The 23,470-nt window shown below is 27.9% G+C and carries 24 protein-coding genes; 4 read left to right on the plus strand and 20 right to left on the minus strand.

Going from position 1 to position 23,470, the window contains the following annotated elements; translation table 11 throughout:
* Positions 1-4: 4 nt before the first annotated feature.
* Positions 5-913 (minus strand): LysR family transcriptional regulator, encoded by a 909-nt coding sequence (locus I4U89_RS08990; RefSeq protein WP_195940050.1) that lies wholly within the window; start codon positions 911-913, stop codon positions 5-7.
* 221 nt (positions 914-1,134) lie between these two features.
* Between I4U89_RS08990 and I4U89_RS08995 the strand changes: the two genes are divergently transcribed.
* Complete coding sequence (locus I4U89_RS08995; RefSeq protein WP_195940051.1) at positions 1,135-1,956, plus strand: nitroreductase family protein; 822 nt, start codon at positions 1,135-1,137, stop codon at positions 1,954-1,956.
* A gap of 48 nt (positions 1,957-2,004) precedes the next feature.
* Here I4U89_RS08995 and I4U89_RS09000 read toward each other — a convergent pair whose 3' ends face one another.
* From I4U89_RS09000 to I4U89_RS09015, 4 genes are all read right to left on the minus strand, one after another.
* Entirely contained in the window at positions 2,005-2,688 is a 684-nt protein-coding gene (locus tag I4U89_RS09000) for a DNA alkylation repair protein (protein ID WP_195940052.1), read from the minus strand.
* Between the two features lie 36 nt (positions 2,689-2,724).
* Positions 2,725-3,189, minus strand: coding sequence for a methylated-DNA--[protein]-cysteine S-methyltransferase (locus I4U89_RS09005; RefSeq protein WP_195940053.1), 465 nt, complete (start codon positions 3,187-3,189; stop codon positions 2,725-2,727).
* A 322-nt stretch (positions 3,190-3,511) separates the two neighbouring features.
* Positions 3,512-3,652, minus strand: coding sequence for a DUF4269 domain-containing protein (locus I4U89_RS16035; RefSeq protein ID WP_195940251.1), 141 nt, complete (start codon positions 3,650-3,652; stop codon positions 3,512-3,514).
* A gap of 96 nt (positions 3,653-3,748) precedes the next feature.
* Complete coding sequence (locus I4U89_RS09015; RefSeq protein WP_195940054.1) at positions 3,749-4,897, minus strand: aminotransferase class V-fold PLP-dependent enzyme; 1,149 nt, start codon at positions 4,895-4,897, stop codon at positions 3,749-3,751.
* A 202-nt stretch (positions 4,898-5,099) separates the two neighbouring features.
* Here I4U89_RS09015 and yedE point away from each other — a divergent pair, with 202 nt between their 5' ends.
* The 3 genes from yedE to I4U89_RS09030 are packed head-to-tail and all read left to right on the plus strand — an operon-like array spanning position 5,100 to position 6,631.
* Positions 5,100-6,188, plus strand: a complete 1,089-nt coding sequence (gene yedE, locus I4U89_RS09020) for a YedE family putative selenium transporter (protein ID WP_195940055.1) — start codon at positions 5,100-5,102, stop codon at positions 6,186-6,188.
* Positions 6,172-6,390 carry a sulfurtransferase TusA family protein gene (locus tag I4U89_RS09025; protein WP_195940056.1) on the plus strand — a complete coding sequence of 73 codons (219 nt, stop codon included), beginning with the start codon at positions 6,172-6,174 and terminating at the stop codon, positions 6,388-6,390. The genes yedE and I4U89_RS09025 overlap by 17 nt, the downstream gene beginning before the upstream one ends.
* Position 6,391: 1 nt before the next feature.
* Positions 6,392-6,631: a DUF3343 domain-containing protein gene (locus tag I4U89_RS09030; RefSeq protein ID WP_195940057.1), complete on the plus strand. Its 240-nt coding sequence runs from the start codon at positions 6,392-6,394 to the stop codon at positions 6,629-6,631.
* A 73-nt stretch (positions 6,632-6,704) separates the two neighbouring features.
* Here I4U89_RS09030 and I4U89_RS09035 read toward each other — a convergent pair whose 3' ends face one another.
* The 15 genes from I4U89_RS09035 to I4U89_RS09105 form a co-directional block, all read right to left on the minus strand.
* Complete coding sequence (locus tag I4U89_RS09035; RefSeq protein WP_243279188.1) at positions 6,705-7,769, minus strand: 4Fe-4S dicluster domain-containing protein; 1,065 nt, start codon at positions 7,767-7,769, stop codon at positions 6,705-6,707.
* 102 nt (positions 7,770-7,871) lie between these two features.
* Entirely contained in the window at positions 7,872-9,266 is a 1,395-nt protein-coding gene (locus I4U89_RS09040; RefSeq protein WP_195940058.1) for an MATE family efflux transporter, read from the minus strand.
* Positions 9,267-9,650: 384 nt separating this feature from the next.
* Positions 9,651-9,953, minus strand: coding sequence for a hypothetical protein (locus tag I4U89_RS09045; protein WP_195940059.1), 303 nt, complete (start codon positions 9,951-9,953; stop codon positions 9,651-9,653).
* Between the two features lie 178 nt (positions 9,954-10,131).
* A complete protein-coding gene (locus I4U89_RS09050) occupies positions 10,132-11,469 on the minus strand; it encodes an MATE family efflux transporter (RefSeq protein WP_195940060.1) in 1,338 nt (445 codons plus the stop codon).
* Between the two features lie 9 nt (positions 11,470-11,478).
* Positions 11,479-12,264, minus strand: a complete 786-nt coding sequence (locus I4U89_RS09055; RefSeq protein WP_195940061.1) for an ABC transporter ATP-binding protein — start codon at positions 12,262-12,264, stop codon at positions 11,479-11,481.
* Positions 12,265-12,310: 46 nt separating this feature from the next.
* Entirely contained in the window at positions 12,311-13,324 is a 1,014-nt protein-coding gene (locus tag I4U89_RS09060) for a FecCD family ABC transporter permease (RefSeq protein ID WP_195940062.1), read from the minus strand.
* A 3-nt stretch (positions 13,325-13,327) separates the two neighbouring features.
* Complete coding sequence (locus I4U89_RS09065) at positions 13,328-14,341, minus strand: FecCD family ABC transporter permease (RefSeq protein ID WP_195940063.1); 1,014 nt, start codon at positions 14,339-14,341, stop codon at positions 13,328-13,330.
* A 154-nt stretch (positions 14,342-14,495) separates the two neighbouring features.
* Positions 14,496-15,440 carry an iron-hydroxamate ABC transporter substrate-binding protein gene (locus I4U89_RS09070; RefSeq protein WP_195940064.1) on the minus strand — a complete coding sequence of 315 codons (945 nt, stop codon included), beginning with the start codon at positions 15,438-15,440 and terminating at the stop codon, positions 14,496-14,498.
* A gap of 245 nt (positions 15,441-15,685) precedes the next feature.
* Positions 15,686-16,612 carry a chemotaxis protein gene (locus I4U89_RS09075; protein WP_195940065.1) on the minus strand — a complete coding sequence of 309 codons (927 nt, stop codon included), beginning with the start codon at positions 16,610-16,612 and terminating at the stop codon, positions 15,686-15,688.
* A 150-nt stretch (positions 16,613-16,762) separates the two neighbouring features.
* The gene (locus I4U89_RS09080; protein WP_195940066.1) at positions 16,763-18,046 is read right to left on the minus strand and encodes a hypothetical protein; all 1,284 of its coding nucleotides are present in this window, start codon (positions 18,044-18,046) and stop codon (positions 16,763-16,765) included.
* Positions 18,047-18,233: 187 nt separating this feature from the next.
* On the minus strand, positions 18,234-19,364 hold the full coding sequence (locus tag I4U89_RS09085) for an ABC transporter permease (protein ID WP_195940067.1): 1,131 nt from the start codon (positions 19,362-19,364) through the stop codon (positions 18,234-18,236).
* Between the two features lies 1 nt (position 19,365).
* On the minus strand, positions 19,366-20,490 hold the full coding sequence (locus I4U89_RS09090) for an ABC transporter permease (RefSeq protein WP_195940068.1): 1,125 nt from the start codon (positions 20,488-20,490) through the stop codon (positions 19,366-19,368).
* A 12-nt stretch (positions 20,491-20,502) separates the two neighbouring features.
* Complete coding sequence (locus tag I4U89_RS09095; RefSeq protein ID WP_195940069.1) at positions 20,503-21,435, minus strand: ABC transporter ATP-binding protein; 933 nt, start codon at positions 21,433-21,435, stop codon at positions 20,503-20,505.
* Between the two features lie 219 nt (positions 21,436-21,654).
* Positions 21,655-22,299 (minus strand): response regulator, encoded by a 645-nt coding sequence (locus I4U89_RS09100; RefSeq protein ID WP_195940070.1) that lies wholly within the window; start codon positions 22,297-22,299, stop codon positions 21,655-21,657.
* On the minus strand, positions 22,274-23,398 hold the full coding sequence (locus tag I4U89_RS09105; protein WP_195940071.1) for a sensor histidine kinase: 1,125 nt from the start codon (positions 23,396-23,398) through the stop codon (positions 22,274-22,276). Before I4U89_RS09105 ends, I4U89_RS09100 begins: the two co-directional genes overlap by 26 nt.
* Positions 23,399-23,470: the final 72 nt, after the last annotated feature.

Here is a 23,470-nt window from a genome sequence, read left to right on the forward strand (position 1 = left end):
TTTTTTATGATGAAGTTATATAATTTCTATCAACATATTCTAATATATAATCTCTAAATAACTTTGCTATTGGAGGTATATATGAATTTTTTAAATAACTCATATATATTATTCTTTCCTTAATAGTTTCTTTAATATTTATTTTAGATAGTGTATTTATATTGATAGTTGGTGAATCGGGAACTACTGAAATCCCTGCTCCAGCAGATACTAATCCTTCTATTACACTTCCTATATTAGCTCCTTTTGGCTGAATTGATATTTTAGGGGTATACCCTAAAGCATCAGTACAAGAAAGAATCCTATCTTTACTACCTTCACAAAATGCTATAAAAGATTCATTTTCTAATTCCTTTAAAGATACCTCTTTTCTATTGGCTAGTTTATGATTCTTTGGAACTATTAAGACATATTCTTGCTTTTTTATTGGTATAGATTCTATATTAGCATCCCAAATAGGTTCTGTATGATTATCATAGAAACCTATATCAATTTTTCCCTTTTTTAAGTCTTCTATTATTTCAGTTACAGACTGTTGGTTAAATTGAAACTTTGCATTAGGGTTATCATTTAAGAAATCGCTTATTATAAAATTCATAAAATAAGCTCCAACTCTAGATGTAGAGGAAATAGAAACTGTCCCTGTAGTATCACTAACCATTTCATCTAACTCCTTTATCCCTTTTTCAATCTCTACTAATGCTCTCTCCGCATGAACCAAAAATATTTTTCCAAACCTAGTTAGTTTGACATTTCTACCACTCTTTTCAAATAAAGGAACTTTTAGTTCTTCTTCTAACTTTGCTATTGATTTACTTAATGCTGGTTGAGTAACTAATAATAACTTTGAAGCTTTAGTAAAATTTTCAGTCTCAGCTACTGTCTTAAAATACTCCAGTTGTTGTAGATTCATCTTATCCTCCTTTTTATAACTTATTAAATCTATAACTAAAAGTTATATGTTTATGAATATTTTAAATTAGACATAGTAGTTATAACAGTGCTATAATCACTATTATTCTTAATAAATATATTTGTATTTTCTTATGAATTTTATTTATTAGTATACCAAAGTAATTAAGAGATATAAATTAAATTTGAAAGATATTATATAAATTAAAGGGAGTGTTGGTTATGATGAAAGTAGATAAGGATCTTTGTATAGGATGTTCTCTATGTGTTAAAGATTGCATGGTTAAAGATATTGAACTTATCGATAAAAAAGCTCATATTAAAAATGTAGCTTGTTTTAAATGCGGTCACTGCGTGGCAATATGTCCTAAAAATGCAGTATCAACTGATGATTATAATATGGATGAAGTTAAAGATTATAATAAAGAAGAATTTTCTATAGATGCAGATAATTTATTAAACTTTATCAAGTTTAGAAGAAGTGTAAGGCACTTTAAAAATCAGGATGTAGAAATAGAAAAACTTTCTAAAATTATAGAAGCAGGGAGATTTACTCAAACAGCAAGAAATGCACAAGATGTATCTTATATTGTAGTTAAAGATGGTATAGAAATATTAAAAGAAATGTCTTTAGAAAGATTAAGTGATATGGGTAAATACATGCTTGCTAACTTAACACCTGAAACAATGAATTTAAAGTTATATGCCCAAATGTGGGTAAGAATGTATGAAGAATTTAAAGCAAACCCTACTGGTAGGGATAATTTATTCTTTAATGCTCCTGCTGTAATACTTGTAGTTTCTGATAATCCTGTAGATGCTAGTTTAGCTTCCTCTAATATGGAACTTATGACTAATGCTCTAGGCCTTGGAACTTTCTTTAGTGGATTCTTTACAAGATCTGCTGAAGGAAATAAAAAAATTATGGACTTCTTAGGCCTAAATGAAAATCAAAAAATTGTAACTTGTATGGTTATAGGATATCCAGATGTAAAATATCAAAGAACAACGCCAAGAAAAGAAGCACAAATATCTTGGAAATAATATAAGCTAAAAAATGGGCTATATTAAAACAAATTAGCCCATTTTTTACTATCTCTTCATAGATTTTATTAAGAATTTTCTTTCTTTGTCAACCTTTAGAGACTCACATATTTTCTGAAGAGATTTATTGTAAGTAAAATCATCAAGATTATTATTATTTAAATATTCTAATGTTATATCTTCAAACTTTACATAACATACTGATACTGCCCATGCCACAGCCATTTTTACATAGTATCCATTATGATTTACTTTGTCTAATTCTTTAAGCACTTTTCTAATATATTCTTCATCAATATAGTAATTAAGTAACATTACTACTGCAAATCTTACCTCATATTCCTCTTCTGAGGATAAATATTTTTTTAGAAATTCCCATACTATTTCTTTATTTTTATTAGCTATTTTAAGCCCACTAGAAAAACTATCACATACAGACCAATTATTTATTTTAGGAATAAAGTTTTTTATATATACTAGTATTTCTTCTATATTACTATCATTGACATAACCTATTACCATACCTTGTAGCATAACCTCTTCAAAATGTGTATCATTAGCATTTTTTAGATATTTTCTCCAATCTTTTTTAGCTATCTTCTTTGCGATTTTCCTTAAATGTAAAAGTCTAACACCTAATATATTATCAACTCCTGGTATTAACCTTGAAGAAAATTCTCTATACTTCTCTTCTGATAGTTTCAAAAGTTCATCTCTAATTCTTTCGTTCATATATCCCTTCTCCATATACTGTTAATATATCTTTATTTAATTATTCTTTTCCATATCTAATAATTGTTTTTTTATATCTAGGCCTGCAGCATAGCCAACTAAACTTCCATCAGCACCTATAACCCTATGGCATGGAATTATTATTAATATAGGATTTTTATTATTTGCCATTCCCACTGCCCTAGCTGCTGTTGGCTTACCTATTTTTTGAGCTAGTTCTTTGTAACTATATGTTTTACCATATGGTACATCTTTAAGTTCATTCCATACTCGCTTTTGAAATTCTGTGCCTTTAAGAGAAAGAGGTACATCAAATTCTATTCTGTGTCCTAATAAATACTCCTGAAGTTGCTTTGCTGTTTCTTTAATTAATGGTGTTTCTTCAATATTCATATCTTCTAATGATAGCTTCTCTGCTAGATAAAGATCTGTTATTCCTTTCCCATCTTCAGCAATTCCTATCTTTCCAAGCTTTGTTTCATAATAAAAAATATTTTTCATATAAACACCTCATTTGTTAATTTGCATATGTTATTTCATAATCTACTATACAATACTTTATATAATATTTATATAATAAAAAATTCGCTTCGCTCAAGCTACTGCGTGGGCGCTACACTTCATGTCGTCAACGACTTCGTCCGTTGCTTTAGCGACGTGTCGGCGAAGCACTTCAAAATGTCTTTTTTACGCTCTGCAAACTGATAGTTATTACTTAAACTTCAATAGTTATCCACAGTTTTTTAAGTATCATAATTTCCTTAATCGTAAAAAAGTTACTATGCTAAAAATAAGCATAATAACCTCTTTATATTTCTCTATACTAATATTGTTTTAAATTTATTAAACCATCATCAGAGTATTTTTCTAATTCTAGTAAACTTTCATATGGATTATTTTTTAATCCTAGTTGTTTATCAAAAGCTGGTTCTGTTTTTAACCCACTCTTTTTTAAAACTATTATGTCATTTTTTCATATATTCCTCTTATTTAGATCTTTAAATATAAATTGATTTTAAAACAATTATCCATTTTATTAAATAATACTATAAAACATAAATTATCTATCCATCCATATATTTTTTATACAATCAATAATATAATCTATTTCTTTTTCTGTGTTAAAATATCCAAAACTAAATCTAACTGTACCATTAGGAAAAGTTCCTAATGTTTTATGAGCGGAAGGTGCACAATGAAGCCCACTTCTAGTTGATATACCATAATTTTTATCTAACATATGACACACTATCCCATTATCAATCTCTTTAAAATCAAGAGAAACTACTGAAGTTCTATTTTTAGTGTCTATCTTTCCCACTAACAAACTTTTATCTATTTCTTTTATTCCATCTATAAATCTTTTAGTTAATAGTATTTCTTTTTTATGTATATTACTAATATCTACCTCTTTTATATATTTTAAAGCTCTATTAAGTCCAAATATCGCTGGTATATTTAAAGTTCCACTTTCATATTTATCTGGCATGTAGTTTGGTTGTACTTCCTCTTCTGATAAACTTCCCGTTCCTCCTTGTATTAAAGAATCTATATGTTTAACTAGTTCATTATTTATTAAAAATCCACCTATACCTTGTGGCCCTAGAAGTCCTTTATGACCTGTAAAACATAGTATATCTATATTATTTTCTTTCATATCTATGTTTAATACTCCGCTAGTTTGAGCACTATCTAATATAAATACCTTATTGAATCTTTTGCATAGATTACCTATTTCTTTTATAGGCATAACTGTTCCACATACATTTGATGCATGATTTATAATTATAGCTTTTGTATTTTCTCTAATTGATTTTTCTATATCGTTTAGTTTTATTTCACCTAAAGAGTTACACTTAACTTTTGTAATTGTTATGTCGCTTAAAGAATTCAAAGGTCTCATAACTGCATTGTGTTCCATAGAAGAAACTATTACATTGTCACCTTTTTTTAGTAAGCCTTTAATTACTATATTTAAGCTAGTTGTAATATTTGGTGTGAAAACAACATTTTCAGGTTTATCAAAATTGAATAATTCACATATTAACTCTCTAGTTTCATATAGAACATTTTCTGCTTCATAGGATGATGAATATGCACCTCTATTTACATTACAACCTACATTATTTATATAATTTAACATAATTTCACCCATTAATGGTGCCTTTGGATATGATGTTGCTCCATTATCACAATATATCTTATTCATTTTTTCCCCCTAATTAAATATATCTTAAGTTTAATATATCATTCATTTTTATTACTTCTATATTGTTTTTATCTATCATTTACATGAGTATTTTAGAATTTTTCTATACTACATTTTTACCTAATTATCTACAAAATGGCTGTGCTATACTTTGCGTGGAAAAGTATTTTGTATTTAACAATTTCATATGGGGGTATTTTTGATGAAGGAAAAAAGAAACATCATTATCGGTGGAGCTATAATTGGAATTATATCTGTTTTATCCGTACTTTGTGGAAATCCAAGGAATATGGGAATATGTGTAGCTTGCTTTATAAGGGATATTGCAGGTTCATTAGGTCTTCACAAAGCTGAAATAGTTCAATATGTAAGACCTGAGATTATAGGAATGGTGCTAGGTTCTTTTATTTTAGCACTTGGTAGTCGTGAATTTAAGTCTCGTGGTGGCTCTTCTCCATTTATAAGATTTTGTCTAGGATTTATAGTAATGATAGGAGCATTAATGTTCTTAGGTTGCCCTACTAGAATGGTGCTTAGACTTGCAGGTGGAGATTTAAATGCTTTATTTGGTATAGGTGGTTTTATAGTAGGTATACTTATTGGTATAGTTTGCCTACAAAAAGGATTCTCTCTTAAGAGAAGTTACAAACAAACTAAATTAGAAGGCTTTTTATTTCCAGCTATAAATATTGTATTATTCATTATGCTAATATCATCTTCTGCTTTATTGTTATTCTCAAAAGAAGGTCCTGGTTCTCAGCATGCTCCAGCTTTTATAGCTTTAGCAATAGGGCTAGCCGTTGGAGTTATATGTCAAAAAACTAGATTGTGTATGGTTGGTGGATTTAGAGATTTAATATTATTTAAAGATTGTTATTTGTTATTAGGATTTTTAGCTATGCTAGTAGCTGCTTTTATAGGGAATTTAGCTTTTGGATTCTTCACTCCTGGATTTACCGATCAGCCAGTAGCCCATACAGATGGTTTATGGAATTTTTTAGGTATGGTAGTAGCAGGATGGGGTTCTGTATTATTGGGTGGTTGCCCTATGAGACAATTAATTTTATCTGGTGAGGGAAATATTGATTCTGTAATAACTATATTTGGTATGCTTATTGGAGCGGCTTTTTGTCATAACTTCCAATTAGCATCTTCTCCAAAAGGACCTACATCTAATGGTCAAATAGCTGTGATTGTGTGCTTTTTTATACTTGGAATCATTTCATATTACAGTTGCAAGGCTGATAAAGATATAAAAAATAAATCAAAAGGAGATGTTAGTATTGGCTAAAAAAATAGATGCTAGAGGATATTCTTGTCCTCAACCTGTACTTATGGCTAAGAAATGCTTAGAAGAAAATCCTCAAGGTATAGAGGTTTTAGTAGATAACAATGCTGCTTGTCAAAATATAAAAAGATATATGGAAAACACTGGTTATAAAGTTTACATAAAAGAAATTGATGATGAATTTATTGTAGGATGTGATAAATAGTATGAATTACTTTGCTACATTTTTTACTCACTCTGGTGCTATTAAATTCTCTAGATTTCTAACTAAAAGTGGTATAGCAAACGAATCTTCTCCAGTTCCCAGAAAGTTAAGCTCTAACTGTGGTATTGGAGTTAGCTTTTCTTATACAGATGACATAAATAAAATTTATATAAAAGATATAGAGAAAATTTATTTTATAGATTGTAATGGGTACTCTTTGTATAAGGATTTTGATGATTAAATAACTTTATAAAAGCTGTAGGTAAATTTATTTTAACACAACTTTACCTACAGCTTATTTTAGTTCAATATATTTATCTTAACCAATCAGGATTACCTGGTACAAAAGGTCTCTTGCCAAACTTTTCTTTATATTCATCAAGAGCCTTTTTTATAAGTTCTTGATTATTTTTAAAAGTGTCTACTTCTTTTATAGTTTTTAGCTCTTGTGCAAATGGACATACTGATATGCACATCCCACAATCTGTCCCCATATACAACCATTTTATGTAACAAGTTTCTTGCTCTATTACCCACGAATCTTTATCTGGTTTATTGGATAAAGATTGCGAAGGACAAAAGTGTGCACACTTGTTGCACAATTTACAGAAGTCATCTAACCCAAAATCTATTGGATCATCTACATCTAGCTCTAAGTCTGTAGTTACCACTCCAAGCCTTATTCTTGAGCCATACTCTTTAGTAGTTAAAATAGTATTTCTTCCTATTTGTCCAAGTCCAGCATCTTTTGCCACTCTAACTGGCATTAGTAAATAATTTGAGTCCATATGATTTCTAGCTTCATATCCTAGATTTCTTATGTAATAACTAAGTACCATCCCAACTATAGATGCATCTACATAGCACTTACTAGTTTCTATAACTTCTGCTATCATAGGTCCTCTATTTATCATATCTTTATCCATCTCTACTGCAAATACTATTCCATATTTGTGATGATTAGTTATTTCTTCACCATAATTTTCTTCATGTCTTCCTCTATGAGTGTAATAATGATAGTCTTTTAATTCTGTTATCCCTACTAATTTAGCTCCATACTGTTTTGCAAATCCCTTTATTTTCTTAGTTATTATTTTTTTATTTACTTTTACCTTTTCTGGTTTAGGTTTGTTTTCACATAAGTGCTTTATGTCTGATAAAAATTCAAATGCAGACAAAGCCATTGGTGAATTTGTTGGATTGTAAGTCATACTTTCCTCACTACATAAATAAGGTCTAGTTCTTATACTATCATCTATATCCTTTTTTTCAGGATTTCTTGAGTAGTAATCTACATAAGCCTCACTCCCCTTTTCATAGTTTGATCTAGCAAACATTGTATCTCTTTCATCAACTCTATTCATTACTTTACTTGTCATCCCCTTTGACTTAGTGTTAGTAGATAATATATTCGACTAAATCCCCTATAATCCTTTATATAAAAAGATACTACATAATTTATTGTAGTATCTTTATATATATTAATTGCTAATACAAGCCTTTAGATCTTTATTATCTTTTTCTTTATAATCAATATCTCTAATCCACTTTTTGCTAAATAATCTAAACACACACCAAATTCCCTTTAAAATCTCATCTGATTTTAATACAATAAGAACAATTCCTGGAGGTAATTCTAAAACAATCCCAGCTACATATCCTAGTGGAATAGATATAATCCATAAAAATAATACATCTGCAATCATTAAAAACTTAGTATCTCCACCAGCTCTAAGTACTCCTTTTGTAAGAAGTGTTGCGACAGACATAAATACTACTAAAACTGACGTTGAGTTCATTAATTGATAGGCAATAGATTTAGTATAATCTGATATATTATAAAAATCTATTACAATGTATTTAAGGCTAAATATAACTATTCCAGAGCATGACCCTAATATAATAGCCATAGCCAAGAACGTAACAGCTCTTTTATATGCTGATTCATAATCTCCTTTACCTATAGTATTTCCTGTAATAACTCCACTTGCATTAGATACACCCATTAAAAATACATTAGTAAACTGTAGGACAACAGCAGATATACTGTTAGCTGCCACCATGTCTGAACCCATTCTACCCATTATTACAGATACCATGTTAAGACCAAGAGCAAGTATAAGATCACTTACTAAAACAGGTCCACCTATTTTTATATAACTTTTAAGTAGCTCTTTATCTAAAGTAAGTAAATACTTTAATTTGAAGTTAAGTTTTTTATCTATCTTAAATAAGTAAGTAACTATTACTGTAAATTCTATAATTCTAGCTATAAGAGTAGCTATTGCTGCTCCTTGTATTCCAAGTTCTGGTGCCCCTAATTTACCAAATATTAAAACCCAATTTAGAAAAATATTAAATCCAAAAGATGTTAAAGATGCAAATAAAGCAACTTTAACTGATCCTACTGTTCTAAATAAAATATTTACTGTAGTAGATATTCCTTGGAATATAAAGGATAATGATATTATCTTAAGGTACATTACTCCTTGATTTGACACAGGTAATTCACTAGTATATATAGACATTATTTTATCTGGTATAAACTGTGATAAACTTAAGAAAATTATAGCAAAAACTATACTAGCTCTTATCAATATTGATAATACTTTGTTAATAGAATTTATATCCTTCTTCCCCCAAAATTGACCAGATAATACACCTGCTCCTCCACCTAGCCCAAAGTTAATAATTAAAAATATAAAACAAAATTGATTTGCTAAAGATGCTGCTGATAGTGTTATCTCTCCAAAAGAGCCTAACATCATAGTATCTGTCATACTTACACCAACATTTATAAGTCCTTGCATGGCTATCGGTATACTAATTTTTAGTACATCTTTATAAAAAGATTTTTCTTTCACAAAAATACTCATATTATCTTTCCTCCTTATTTTAATAACTTATTTATGATATAAAAAGCTGGATAAGTCGCAAGCTTAAAGCTCACTTCTTATCCAGCATATAATCTTAATTTATAAGCACATTTTAATTATTAGCTTGATTATTTTATTATATTATATAATATTTTATTTGTAAATTATTTAAGTTTAAAACAATGATACAATTATATAAATTTTCTTTTGCTAAAACATAATTTAAATTGTCCATAGTTATTATTTTGAGAGTTAAATTTTAGAACTTTTTAATTCAAAGTAAAAATAAAAGAAGATACTACCATAGCCTTATGATAATATCTTCTTTTATTTTTAATATTTTCAAATTGAATTTTACTTATTATCTAACTTAACTTTATATTATTAAAAATACATCTTATCGCTATCTTTATAACAGTAGTATGTCTTTTCCTTTGTTTCTATACGTAAAGAATCATCATATACTACTACCTCATCTATAGCACTATCTTCTACTTCACATACAGTAGTATTTTTACATTCTCCAAAGCTTAAGTATCCTTTATCCTCTTTAGGCTCATATCTAAATTTTATATTAGCCTCTTTTATATTCATTTCTTCACCGTTTACTTTATTGCTTACTTTTATATCTGTATATTCATTTGTAAGAAGTAAATTTTGTATTTTGTAAGTTAATTTATCAGTCATAACCTTATGTCTATTTCTAAGTATATTTAATACTTAGAATCCTTTCATTATATTTATATATTTAATATAACAAACTTAATTGATATTATCAATTAGGCACTTTTTTGTAACTATTATTTTATAGTAGATTGTAAAAAAACACCCTATCAAATATTGATATGGGTGTTTTCTTTTAAATTTATTTTATTTTTTTAAACTCTCTTAATAAAAATATACCTACTATAATCATAGCAATTACATCTGATATTGATTGTGATGCCCATACTCCATTTAATCCGTATATTCTAGGTACTACAAGTATAACAGGTATCAATATTATAACTTGTCTTAATAAACTTAAAAACATAGATATCTTTGCACTACCTATTGACTGGAAATACACTGCTCCTAAAATAGAAATACCTATTGTTGGTAATGCAAATGTATATATATTTATTCCATTCATAGCTAAATTAGTAAGCTCACTATCATTTGTAAATATACTAATTAATAACTCTGGAAATAATCTAATAAGTATAAACCCAAAAGTTAATATTATTGTTCCCGCTGACATAGCTATTAACAATGTTTTTTTAGTACGGTCATATTGCTTAGCCCCATAATTATATGCAATTATAGTTTGCATTCCTTGGCTTAATCCAAATACAGGCATTAAAAATATCAAGTATATAGATGTTATGGTTGTCATAGCACCTATTGCTAAATCTCCACCATATGCTTTTAGTACTCTATTTGTTACTAAATGTATAGAGCCTGATGCTAGTTCCATAAAAAATGGGGTTAATGCTATTAATATAATAGCTTTTAAAAGTCTTTTTTCTAATCTAATATTTTTTATTTTTAGCTTAATATTTGATTTTCCCAGTGTAAAATAATATGTAGACCATATAAATACTAACATCTGACACATTATAGTTCCTATAGCTGCACCTTTTATTCCCATATCAAATCCAAATATAAATATAGGATCTAATATTAGATTAAGAATACAACTTATTATCATCATTGTGGCAGCTAGCTTAGGTCTTCCTTCTGCTCTTATAGCACTATTAAGTGCAAACCCTGGTAAATTAAACCACGCACCAAAGAATATTACACTCATATAATCTCTTGCATATTTAATGGTATCAACACTTGCTCCAAATGTATAAAGTATGTCATCTAAAAAGAGTGCTCCCACTATCATTATTAATATAGCAACAACTATTTCTAAAGCAAATGTATTTCCTAATATTCTTTCAGCTTCATCTTTATTGCCTTCACCAAGCTTTATAGATATATTTGTACTTCCTCCAATAGCAATTCCTACACAAAATGCTCCTAATATTGTAAATAAAGGCATTGTAACTCCAAGTCCAGATATAGCTAGTGCTCCTACATCCTTAATAGATCCTATAAAAGCCCTATCCACTGTATTATATAAAGATGTTACCATCATTGCTAATATAGCAGGTACTGAATACTTAAGTAATAACCTTCCTATTTTATCTTCTTTTAAAGCTTGTTGACTTTCCATAAATTACTCCTATACCACCATATCATAAGTTATACATACTGGTTTTTGAGTTCTAGGATCTTCAACAATCTCAGCATCTATATTAAATAACTCTTTAAGATTTTCTTTTGTCATAACCTCATATGCACTACCTTGACATGCTATTTTTCCTTTTTTGACACCTATCATATGATCTGCAAATCTAGCTGCATTGTTAAGTTCATGTATTACCATAACAATAGTTGTTCCTTGTTTTCTATTTAAATCTTCTAATAACTTTAATACTTCTAATTGGTGAGCTAAGTCTAAATATGTTGTGGGTTCATCAAGTATAAGTATATCTGTTTGTTGAGCTAGTGCCATAGCAATCCAAGCTCTTTGTCTTTGACCTCCAGATAAAGCTTCCATAGGTCTATCTCTAAATTCCTCTATTCCAGTTGATTTTAATGCCCATGTAACTATATCATTGTCTTCTTTTTTTAATTTACCAAATCCCTTTTGGTGAGGAAATCTTCCATAAGCTATTAACTCCTCTACTGTAAGGCCACTTGGAGCCTGAGGACTTTGTGGAAGAACTGCCATAGTTTTTGCTAATTCTTTTGGACTTTGCTCCTTTATATTTTTGTCATTTATATATATATCACCACTTTTAGGTTGTATAATTCTAGCTATAGTTTTTAATATAGTTGATTTTCCACATCCATTAGACCCTATTATTGTAGTTATTTTTCCTTTTGGTATATCTAAATTTAAATCTTTTACTATATCTAAATTTCCATATGAAATATTTAAATCTTTAGTATTTATACAGTTCATTTTTATCTCCTTTTGGTTAATTCTTTTGCTTTTTAAATGACTTTATTTATTCTGATAACATCAGATAAATAAAGTATGGAACCCCTATTATTGCCACTACTATTCCTACAGGAATTTCCATAGGTGCTATTAAATTTCTAGCTATAGTATCAGACACTAATAAAATTAAACTTCCTACAAGTGCAGCTGTAGGAATCAATTTTTTATGCTTAGGTCCTACTAGTTTTCTAGCTATATGCGGTGCAACTAATCCTAAAAAACCTATACTTCCTGCTACAGAAGTCGCTACACCTGCTAGTATTACTGCATATATTATTAATTTTCTTCTCTCTTTTTCAACCTCTATACCTAATCCTGTTGACACTTCATCTCCTAAATTTAGTACATCTAAATATCTAGATTTGTATATAGTTAGCAAAGTAAATATTAGTATAAAAGGTAAAACTGCTAATACATATTTCCAGCTTGCTCCCCATATACTTCCTGAAGTCCACGCCATTACTCTATTAAATTCTTGTGTTGTAAATCTTAATTGGAATATTGTAAGTAGTGATGTAAATGCTACATTTATACCTATACCTATTAATAATAACCTAGATGAATTTATTCCATTTTTCCATGCAAGTATATAAATTAAAAATGCCCCAAATATAGCTCCTGATAAGGCAACTATTGGCATTGTAAATATCGTCATATTACTTATACCATCGTATACATTTCCATTCATAATATAAATGTATATAACAACGAATAATGCAGCTCCTGAGTTTATTCCTAGTATTCCTGAGTCTGCTAAATCATTCTTGGTAACACCTTGTAAAATAGTACCTGCTATTGCCAAAGCTGTTCCAACTAGAATTCCAATTACAATTCTAGGTAATCTTAGCTTAAATATAGCAATTTCATGACTTTTAGACCCTTGTCCTACTAAAGTTTTTATAACATCTAATGGTTTGATAGATAGTGATCCCATATTTAAACTAACTAAAAATGTAGCAAATATTAGTACCATTAAAATACCTATAATCATAATAAATTTTTTATTTTTACTCATATTCATAATCTATTTTTTATCCTTTCTAACAAGGTATATAAACATAGGAACTCCTAATAATGCTGTTAAAGAACCTATTGGTGTCTCATAAGGGGGATTAATCATTCTAGCCATAATATCACTGTATACAAGTAAAACCGAACCTAATATCATTGAGCTAGGTATTATATATTTATAATCTGCTCCTACTACTCCTTTGGCAATTTGAGGAACTATCAATCCTACAAATACTATATTTCCAGCTACAGAAACAGATGCTCCAGTTAAAAGTATTACTATTATTAAACTCACAAACCTAACTGCATTTGTTCTTTGCCCTAATCCGATGGCAACTTCTTCTCCTAAACTTAAAATAGTTATCTTAGGTGCCATAAATATAGCTCCTATAAATGCAGCTCCTCCTACTATAGATAATAGTTTAACACCTTCCCACTTAGCACTAACTAATCCTCCAGAAATCCAAAAGCTTAATTGTTGAGATAAGTTAAAATACATCGCTATTCCCATAGCTAATGATATAAGTAAAGTACCTAATGCAGTTCCTGCAAGGGCAAGCTTTACTGGGTCTACTTTCCTCGCAGACCTTGAGCTTATAAAATAAACTAAAAGTCCACTTATACTAGCTCCTAAAAAGGCAAATATCATTAATCCAAAACTATCTATAACTAAATTTTTATATACCCTTTGTAATACGAAAGCCACTGCTATCATAAACGTAGCTCCTTGTGTTATACCCATTACAGATGGTTCTGCAATAGGATTTCTAGTTATACCTTGCATTATAGCTCCTGCTACTGCTAAAAAACCTCCAACAAGAGCAGCGCAAATGGCTCTTGGTATCCTAACATCCCTAACTATCTTAATACTTACATCATTACTATTTGTAAATAAGCTTTGTATTATTGTTTGAAAATCTATATCTTTTGCTCCTAGTGAAATAGATATAACTATTCCAGCTATAAGCAATATTATTCCTATAAGCATAAATGAATAAGCTAAAGTTTTCTTGCTTAATTTCTTCATAACTCCTCCTTAAATTAAATTTAACTGAAATACTTTTTTAAATATACCCATAAAATTTAATTGTAATTACTTTTTAATTGAAATTAATTATCTATAAATTAAATAGTAGGTGACAAAAGTTATATCCTTTTACCACCTACTCTATATACTTATATTATTTTACAACTTCATCTTTGATTGATTGTAATAATAATTCTCTTCCTATTGGATTGTATGCTTGACTGAAGTATGGACTTGCGTCAAGTATTGTTACATTACCTTCTTTTACAGCTCTTATCTCTGGCCATACTGTGCTTTTTTCTAAATCGGCCTTATCTGAATCTGTAGCTATAACTATTATATGATCTGCATCTATTTCAGTTAAACCTTCCATAGTAACAGTTGGTAAAGTTATTCCATCTTGCTTAGGCATATTAGCAGGTTGAGGTAATCCCATATCATCTTTTAATACTGTCCCTATACCACCTTCAGTAAATACCATAAATTGACCTTGACTAGCTAATACTGTTAAGTATGTTTTATCCCCATTAGCTTTCTTTATTTCTTCACCTAATTTTTTGGCTTTTGCATAATAGTTATCTAACCATTTTTGAGCTTCTTTTTCTTGACCAAATAAATTAGCTACATCTTTAAGTTTAGCTTCCCAATCATTTGCTTCATCTTTTAACATAACTACTGGAGCTATTTCTTTTAATTGATCATATATCTTTTCTTGTCTTGGAGCCATTATTATTAAATCCGGATTAGATTCTAATATTGCTTCTATATCCATTGTGTCCATCATTGAGTGACCAACTACTTTTGCCTTTCCTAACTTATCCTCTACGTATGATGGAACTTTATCTGTTTTATATGAATCTACATTTGCCGTAGCTACTGGAGTATGTCCTAGTAAAACTAACTCTTCACTACTTCCAGATATATCAACTATTCTTTTAGGATCTGCTGGTATTTCTACCTCTCCTTTTACCGATTGTACTACTCTTGTTTCTTCCTTTGTATTACTTTCTTCATTGTTACTGTTTCCCGAACAACCAGTAACAATTCCAAGAGTAGCTATTGTTAAACCTAATACTACTAATGATTTTAATCTTTTCATGTCATTCCTCCGTGTTGTTATTTATGTAATTATTATCATTATTTTTTGTTATTAATAATTATTATCACTTGAATTATATAATTATTATATCATCTAATTTTTTATAGTCAATATATTTTTATTTTATAAAATTTTTATATATTTTAAAATAAATAAAAAAATATTACCATACGCTTATGATAATATTTTCTTATATTTAATATATTTAAAATGTATTTTACTTAATCCTATTTAACTTTTCCTTATTATTTTTCTGTTAATCTATCTATAATACTAACAAGATTAACTATTTCTGGCTTAGTTATCTGTTCATCCGCTCCAAGTGCCTGACCTTTAACACGTATTTCTTCGCTTATTAATGATGAAAATAGTATTAGTGGAATATCTTTTAAAACACTATCTTCTTTAACAAGTTTTGTTAATCTATGTCCATCCATTAGAGGCATTTCAATATCTGATACTATACAAGAAACATGATTTTCAATTGGATCACCACAAGTTTTTACTTCTAATAAATAATCCCATGCTTCTTGTCCATTATCTGCCTTAACTGTGTTTTTATAACCTGCTTTGTGTAAACACTCGATTATAAGTTTTGAAAGTAACATTGAATCTTCTACAATTAAAATAGTTTTATCATTGCATTTACGATCACCTAATTTTTCTATAGCTTCAAATTGAATACTTGATTCTGGACTAATTTCTGCAATTATTTTTTCAAAATCTAATATAGTTATAAGTCTATCCTTGTATTCTGCAATACCTGTTGCTGCACCTTCATCTCCACCATATATAACTCTATCTGGTTTTTTTATATCTCCCCAAGAAACTCTATCAATACCAACTACTGAATTTACACGGAATGCAAAGTTTAACTTATTAAAATGAGTAACGATAAATATATCATGTCCTGCATCTTTTGGTTTAGGAAGATTTAGATATTTTCCAAGATCTATAACTGTGATAATCTCATCTCTTGGCTTAAATACACCTTCTACAACATCATGTGAATTTGGCATTTTCTTTACTTCTTGAGCCATTAAAATTTCTCGTACTTTTGCTACATTTATACCAAATACTTCACCTGAAATTGTAAACTCCATAATCTCAAGTTCATTAGTGCCAGACTCTAAAAGTATTTTCGTTTGACTTGTATTTTCTGAAAGTCCCATTATAATCCTCCAATTTTCTCTACTAACTATTTTGATGTCTATATATTCTATATACGTCTTTTATGTATAAATCTATAGGATTATTAATCATCTATTGTAACTAAACTCTTGTAACACTATAAATACTCTTATTTAATATTAATGTCATCTTTATAAGAACAGATATATAGTTGTTATTATTACTATGATAATAAATATACTTGATAGATTGTCTGAAACTGTGCCCACATAGAAATATGGATTTATAAAAAATTTTAATAACTTACCTTTATTATTTTCTCTTTCTTCTTTATTTATCTCTAATTTACTATCTTTTATAAATATGACAGCTTCTTCTATTGCTGCCATATTTATTTTTAATTCACTTTCTGAAATAATATCTTTACTACTCATGTTTTCTATATTCTTAATTTCTTTTGATACGATTTGTTGCCTTTCTTCTTTATTTTTACATAACTTTAATTCTTCCTTTAAGCTATTACTTTTCTTTATATATTTTTCTACTTCATGTCTTAACTCTGGATACTTTTCATTTATAAGATTTTTTTCTTCACGAGTTAATTTCTCACTTTTAATCATTTTTACTGCTATTATTTCTGCCTTTTTAAGTTCTTTTTGAATATTCTTCATGAACTTTTCAACTTCTTCTATTCCTGACATTTTAATTCTAGTTTGTATCTCAGAAAGTATTCCTTTTTTATTCATTAGTTTTATATTATTTATTGCTTTTGATATTACTTGTTGTTTTTGTTCTTCACTTTTTAAATTTTTTATTTCATGCTTTAATTCGCTTACTTCTTTTGAAGATTCTTCTGCTACTTGCTTTAAATCTGGATATTTTTCTTTTATAAACTTTTTTTCTTCAGAATTTAATGTCTCTTCTTTAACTATTTTTACTGCTATTATTTCTGCCTTTTTAAGTTCTTTTTGAATATTCTTTATGAACTTTTCAACTTCTTCTATTCCTGACATTTTAATTCTAGTTTGTACTTCAGAAAGTATTCCTTTTTTGTTCATTAGTTTTATATTATTTATTGCTTTTGATATTACTTGTTGTTTTTGTTCTTCACTTTTTAAATTTTTTATTTCATGCTTTAATTCGCTTACTTCTTTTGAAGATTCTTCTGCTACTTGCTTTAAATCTGGATATTTTTCTTTTATAAACTTTTTTTCTTCAAAATTTAATGTCTCTCCTTTAATTATTTTTACTGCTATTATTTCTGCCTTTGCTATTTCTCCCTGAATTCTCTTTAACAAATTTGCTACTTCTTCTTTTTGAGATTTATTTAGCTTAGCAAGTTGTTCTTTTGATACTATCTCTAAATCTATTTTTATTGCTGACTTATCTTGCATTGTCTTAGCTTGATTATTCCTATTTGTTAGTGCTGCCTTAGATAAGTTGCTATATGAATTACTATTTATGTTATTAATCACCTTGTCTCCTCTTTAGTTCTATATTTATTTTAAGTAAAACTATCTTTTATTATATTTTATTACAAAAATAAAAACCACCTATCAATTATAAACTCTCTTAGACATTAGCTTAAGTTTATTTATGAAAAAGTGGTATCTAATATTAAATTAATATAAATAAAAACTTCTCTATTCTTAATTATATTATCTAACAAGTTAATTTATTTTTCCTTTTATCCTCTAATACTAAATATAGCATAATTAATACTAAAGATATTGATACTGCTGCTAATAAATCTAGCCCTATACCTAAATAACTCCCCTCCATAATAATCTTTTTAAATGCTGAATTTATCCAAGTTAATGGTGAAATTAGTGAAAGATGTTGAACTGATTCTGGCATAAATTCTGTAGGAATAAATCCACCACTTAATAAGCACATTGGAGTTATTATTACAGAAAGTAGTGTATAATACATTGTTGAATTGCTAGATATACTTAAAACTACTAAAGCTACTGCTATCACTACAAAGGATAATACAAACGCTAGTAGCATCATCCATATTAAGTTAATATCAAACTGTGGATTTAGTATGTAAAAAGTAGCTACTAAAGTTGCACCTTGAAACAACAATAATACAAAGCATCCTAATATGTGTCCTAATGTATATTCTATCTTACTTATCTTAGACATTAAAATTCTCCTGTCTATTTTAAGCTCTCTTTCTTTTAATAAAGGTACTATACATCTTCCTCCTATAATTAAAAATGCCATTTCAAATAAACCAAACATAATTATATATGGGAAAGCATACGATAAATTACTATTTTCATAAGTAAATTTATAGCTATTCTTTTCATATTGTTTATATAATTTTAGGTATTCATCTTTGTTATCTCCAAAAGACTGAATTTGCATAATTCCAGTATTTATAACACTAAGTATATACTCTTTATTTCCTGAATTACTTTGAGAAATGACTTCTATTGTTCCTTCTTTATTAGTTTTTATATCTTTATATATATCTTTACTATTTATTATGACTCCAACAGATATATCTCCTTTATCTAAAGTTTCCTTAAGCTCTTTTTCACTGCTTACAACAAATAAACTTCCTACCTTATCTAAAGGCAGTAATTTATCTACTATTTCACTATTGTCTTTTGCATATACACCTACATTAAAACTATTATTTGAATCTTCTAAAGATGAGTCTTCTTTATCAACCAACACGCTAACAAGTATATTAATAGCTATTGGAAATATTAATACTAACCAAAACCACCCTTTCATAGTACTTTTTAAATTGTGCTTTAATATAGTCATTATATTTTTCATATTATTTCACCACTTTTCTACTTAAAATTAATATTGATATAGCCATTAACACAATAGATGCTATAATTCCAACACCTAATGCAGTATATAAATTTTCACTATAATTTAAAGTTACCAATGAATTAAATTCTTTACTGATCCATACAAATGGATTTAACTTTAATATTGGAATATCTTTTGCAAATTGCTCCATGTGCGGCATAAGTTCGCCTGAAGCTAAAGCCATAACAGTTACAATTATAGAGCAGACATTTTCTCCAATACTTCTTTTCTTACATATAGATGATGCAAATAGCCCTATACAAACAGAAAGCATACTAAGTACACTTATCAAAGCTATTATTCCTAATAAATTTTGTTTAGTAATATTTACACCATATAAAATAGCTATTGCAAGTAGCATTATAATTCCTTGAGCAAAAATTACTATAAAAGATCCTATTAACTCTAGTGACATAAGTTTCGACATTTTCACTGGGGATGACTTTACTCGATTTCCTATATTCTCTTTTATATAGAAAGTATTTTTGAAAGAACAAGCACTTACTGCAAGAATTGCCATCTGAAGCATGACTACACTGAAGTATTTACCATAATCTATATCTTCTGTTATTAAGCTTTTGATTCCTTCACTTTTGTATTCTGATACCTTTACTAAATTATTACTTATACTAGGTACTTCACCTTCTTTGGCCACTGATTCGTATAGAAACATTGAATTAAAAAATTCTTTTGTAATTCCTTCTATAACTTCTTCACCCATACTAAGTTTTTTGCTTCCTTCAAACTTTATATGCCTATTTTTTTCATCTATAATTACAGTTAAATTACTTTTATTCACTTCTTCACTATTTTTATTTTCATAAAATTCTTCTTTTGTATAAATTTTATAATCTAAGCTTATCATCTCATTTTCTTTATCAAATTCTTCTAAAGACTTTACATATGATTTGTTTATTTCACTATTTTTGTTTCCTACTATATTTATATCAAGGCTTTCCTTTCCTCCATCATAGTCAAATATTAAAGAAAATATATAAGGAAGCATTATAACTAAAAGTATATTACCGACGATTGTATTCTTATCCCTTAAACTTCTTTTTATTGCAGATAGTATTATACTCATTATATCCCCTCCTTAATCTCTAAGCTTTCTTCCTGTAAGATTTAAGAACACATCTTCAAGTGTCAATGCCTTACTTTTTATATCTAAAATTTTAATTGACTTACTACTTATATAAAGTATGAACTCATTTAAACCATTGATTTCTCTATCTATACTTACAATAATTTTATTGTCTTTAAATTCAACACTATCTATTCCTTTTATATCCATTAAATCTTTTTCATTTATTTCTGTGATATCGTTAACTATTACTTCAAACTTGTTTTTATCTGTAATAATTGCTTTTAAGCTTTCCTTACTTCCACTTGCTATGACCTCCCCTTTATCAATTATTGCTATATTGTTACAAATAGCTTCTACCTCTTCCATATAATGTGTTGTATATATTATTGTACATCCGTTTTTATTTAAAATTTTTATAGATTTCATTATATGATTTCTGGATTGTGGATCTATTCCAACAGTTGGTTCATCTAATATCAATAACTCTGGGTTGTGTACTATTCCACAAGCAATGTTTAATCTTCTTTTCATTCCTCCTGAAAAAGTCTTGCTTAACTTTTTAGTGTCTTCTAATCCTACAAATTCCAAAGCTTTTAATGCTTTTTCCTTTAAATCTTTTCCTCTTAGCCCATATAGGCTACCAAAAAACATTGTATTTTCTAGTGCTGTCATATCTTCAAATATAGCTAAGTCTTGAGGAACTATCCCAAGCTTTCCCCTTATATTAGCATCATTTCTTCTTAACTCTTCATTACATATTTTTATACTTCCCCTATCTTTTTCTAGTAGTTGGCAAAGTATATTTATTGTAGTGCTTTTTCCTGCTCCATTTGGTCCAAGCAAGCCAAATATATCTCCTTTTTCTATAGATAAATTTAAATTTTCTATAGCATTTACATCCCCAAAACGTTTATATAAGCCACTTATCTCAACATATTTCATAAATATCACTCCCACTTATTTACATTAATTTATATATTTTAATTATATTAAAGATATATAAATTGCTTAAGTACACATAGTCATTAATTAACCATGACTAAAGTCATAAATTTCATGGTAATCAAATAACTTTAATCATTTATTAATTTCATTCAAAATAATTCCTTGTTAAATAAAAAAGAAAACCTAAATGGTTTTCTTTTAAAATTAATTATGTAATTAATGTATCTTACTATTTAAATACTCTATAGCTATCTGTGTCCTATGTTTCAAATCCATTTTAGACAGAATAGATGTTATGTGATTTTTTATAGTCCCTTCAGATAAAAAAAGCTTATTTGCAATTTCTTTATTTGATAAGCCTTTAGATATAAGTCTTACTATGTCCTTCTCTCTATCTGTTAAGCAATAAATATTTAAGCCTTCATCATCTGACTTATCATTTTTATTACTATTGCCCACTACCAATTTTGATACTATATCAGACTCAAACACACCATTTCCAAGATAAACAGATTTTATCCCACTTATGATCTTCTCTGGCTTACTACTCTTTAGCAGATATCCGCTAGTCTTATGCTTTATAGCACTACTTATTAGTTTTTCTTCATCAAAAGTTGTAAGTATTAATACCTTAACCTTTATATTTCTCTTACTAATTTCCTCTAGTACTTCTGCACCATCCATCACTGGCATTCTCATATCTAAAAGTGCTACATCTACTTCATTTTCACTTAAAAAATCTATACATTCTTTCCCATTTTCCAAAGCTTTAACTACTTCAATTTCATTATCTATCCCTATTATTATTTTTAGACTTTCTCTTATTAAAACATCATCATCTACTATAATTAATTTTATCATTTTCTCCCCTTTTAAGTATTATTAGGTTTGAAAATCCATCTTCATTATTAAAATAAATATCTCCACCTAAATTGATGATTCTCTCTTCAATCCCTAATAACCCCATTCCTTTTTTTATTTCACCCTGATAATAACCATTATCTTTTATATGTAATCTTATAATTTTATTTAATACACTAATGTCAATGTTAATTAATTCTCCATTGGAATATTTCATGCTGTTTGTCAATATTTCGCTACAACATTCTATTATAGCTTTCCAATAAACTAAATTTATTTCGTTTAAATCTCCCTCTATATTTAATTTAGTAATTATCTTAGATTTGTTAGAAAATTCCTCTAACATTAACCTTAAGTTATTTATATTAACTTGTGATTGATTTGGCTTTATTTTTCTTAAAGTTTTTCTTATATCATCCATACCATTTCTTAAATTTGTAATTATATTTTCTAGCATTTCATTGCCTTTTTCTCTATCATTTACAATTACTATTTTTAAAGCTTCTAGTTGCATTATACTTCCTGCTAAAGTGTGCCCTATATTGTCATGAAGTTTTTGAGATATCATATTTCTTTCTTCAATTTTTATAGCTTCAACATTTTGATGACTTATACGATTTTCTTTTTTTCTTATTTCTTCTATCTTATAGTTTTTCTCTTTTAAATCATAGTTGCTTCTTTCTAATTTCAAGATTTTTTGTTTATATCTCATAATTTCATAAGTAAAAATACTAGCAACTATTCCTATAAATATATGGGTATAGTTTAGTCCTATCTTTATAGATAATATGGTATACACAGAAAGCAAAATATACCTACCTTTATAACCTTTAACTTGAATATACTCAGTTATCATATATGTCAAAATCGCTAAAGATGGAGGATAAAGGTAGGTTACTATAATCATATATAAAATATTGCCTAATAATATTTTGATATTTTTAAATTTGATTATGTATAACATGTAAACTGATAAGCTTATACTAATTAAAGCTATACATATTGGATAACTTACTTTGTCGAAGTATATATCATTTTCCATACCATATAAAAATATATCTACTGCCAAAATAATGTTTACAATTATTCTAAGTATCATTCTTACTCTCCCAATATAAAAATTTAAATCTAAGATTTACTTAGCTTCAAGCCCCCACTTTGACCCCATTTT

The sequence above is a fragment of the Romboutsia sp. 1001713B170131_170501_G6 genome (genome assembly GCF_015668195.1).
In the GTDB taxonomy this organism is placed as follows: domain Bacteria; phylum Bacillota; class Clostridia; order Peptostreptococcales; family Peptostreptococcaceae; genus Romboutsia_C.

Bases quoted from the DNA above. Each gene is read 5' to 3' on its own strand.
- I4U89_RS09045 (WP_195940059.1), bottom strand. From the start codon at position 9,953: ATGACTGATAAATTAACTTACAAAATACAAAATTTACTTCTTACAAAT.
- I4U89_RS09000 (WP_195940052.1), bottom strand. From the start codon at position 2,688: ATGAACGAAAGAATTAGAGATGAACTTTTGAAACTATCAGAAGAGAAG.
- I4U89_RS09040 (WP_195940058.1), bottom strand. From the start codon at position 9,266: ATGAGTATTTTTGTGAAAGAAAAATCTTTTTATAAAGATGTACTAAAA.
- yedE (WP_195940055.1), top strand. From the start codon at position 5,100: ATGAAGGAAAAAAGAAACATCATTATCGGTGGAGCTATAATTGGAATT.
- I4U89_RS09105 (WP_195940071.1), bottom strand. From the start codon at position 23,398: ATGATACTTAGAATAATTGTAAACATTATTTTGGCAGTAGATATATTT.
- I4U89_RS09100 (WP_195940070.1), bottom strand. From the start codon at position 22,299: ATGATAAAATTAATTATAGTAGATGATGATGTTTTAATAAGAGAAAGT.
- I4U89_RS09030 (WP_195940057.1), top strand. From the start codon at position 6,392: ATGAATTACTTTGCTACATTTTTTACTCACTCTGGTGCTATTAAATTC.
- I4U89_RS09055 (WP_195940061.1), bottom strand. From the start codon at position 12,264: ATGAACTGTATAAATACTAAAGATTTAAATATTTCATATGGAAATTTA.
- I4U89_RS09050 (WP_195940060.1), bottom strand. From the start codon at position 11,469: ATGGAAAGTCAACAAGCTTTAAAAGAAGATAAAATAGGAAGGTTATTA.
- I4U89_RS09075 (WP_195940065.1), bottom strand. From the start codon at position 16,612: ATGGGACTTTCAGAAAATACAAGTCAAACGAAAATACTTTTAGAGTCT.
- I4U89_RS09015 (WP_195940054.1), bottom strand. From the start codon at position 4,897: ATGAATAAGATATATTGTGATAATGGAGCAACATCATATCCAAAGGCA.
- I4U89_RS09065 (WP_195940063.1), bottom strand. From the start codon at position 14,341: ATGAAGAAATTAAGCAAGAAAACTTTAGCTTATTCATTTATGCTTATA.
- I4U89_RS08995 (WP_195940051.1), top strand. From the start codon at position 1,135: ATGATGAAAGTAGATAAGGATCTTTGTATAGGATGTTCTCTATGTGTT.
- I4U89_RS08990 (WP_195940050.1), bottom strand. From the start codon at position 913: ATGAATCTACAACAACTGGAGTATTTTAAGACAGTAGCTGAGACTGAA.
- I4U89_RS09090 (WP_195940068.1), bottom strand. From the start codon at position 20,490: ATGAGTATAATACTATCTGCAATAAAAAGAAGTTTAAGGGATAAGAAT.
- I4U89_RS09095 (WP_195940069.1), bottom strand. From the start codon at position 21,435: ATGAAATATGTTGAGATAAGTGGCTTATATAAACGTTTTGGGGATGTA.
- I4U89_RS09035 (WP_243279188.1), bottom strand. From the start codon at position 7,769: ATGACAAGTAAAGTAATGAATAGAGTTGATGAAAGAGATACAATGTTT.
- I4U89_RS09005 (WP_195940053.1), bottom strand. From the start codon at position 3,189: ATGAAAAATATTTTTTATTATGAAACAAAGCTTGGAAAGATAGGAATT.
- I4U89_RS09025 (WP_195940056.1), top strand. From the start codon at position 6,172: ATGTTAGTATTGGCTAAAAAAATAGATGCTAGAGGATATTCTTGTCCT.
- I4U89_RS09070 (WP_195940064.1), bottom strand. From the start codon at position 15,440: ATGAAAAGATTAAAATCATTAGTAGTATTAGGTTTAACAATAGCTACT.
- I4U89_RS09060 (WP_195940062.1), bottom strand. From the start codon at position 13,324: ATGAATATGAGTAAAAATAAAAAATTTATTATGATTATAGGTATTTTA.
- I4U89_RS09085 (WP_195940067.1), bottom strand. From the start codon at position 19,364: ATGAAAAATATAATGACTATATTAAAGCACAATTTAAAAAGTACTATG.